Consider the following 335-nt stretch of genomic DNA (forward strand, 5'->3'; position numbering starts at 1 on the left):
TTCTCGATTGGGATTTCAGGTTTTTTTAAAATATTTATAATATTGGTGGCAGCTTTCTTTGATATAATATACCCAGCTGTACCTAAGTGAATTGATTTTAATTTTCCAATTTTAAAATCAAAATCCGTTAAATTTACAACTTCATCTAATTTAATTTTTTTCTTTTCATCTTTAGTCTCTATTTTAATTATATCAGCATCACCAGGTATCCATTCAATACTACTAAGAAAATGTGAAGCCGATTTAGATAAGATAATATCATCTTCGAAAATCGCAGCATAATCCTCATCCCCCGCCGCGATTAATTCAAAGCACCGTATGTGACTATAAAAACA

At 29.9% G+C, this 335-nt stretch carries 1 protein-coding gene; it reads right to left on the minus strand.

The window, feature by feature from the left end; genetic code table 11:
• The coding region (locus HBA93_RS19790) for a glycosyltransferase family 25 protein (RefSeq protein ID WP_221724426.1) at positions 1-335 on the minus strand (335 nt) is incomplete at both ends.

This window comes from Ochrobactrum sp. SFR4 (genome assembly GCF_019730395.1).
GTDB lineage: Bacteria > Pseudomonadota > Alphaproteobacteria > Rhizobiales > Rhizobiaceae > Pseudochrobactrum.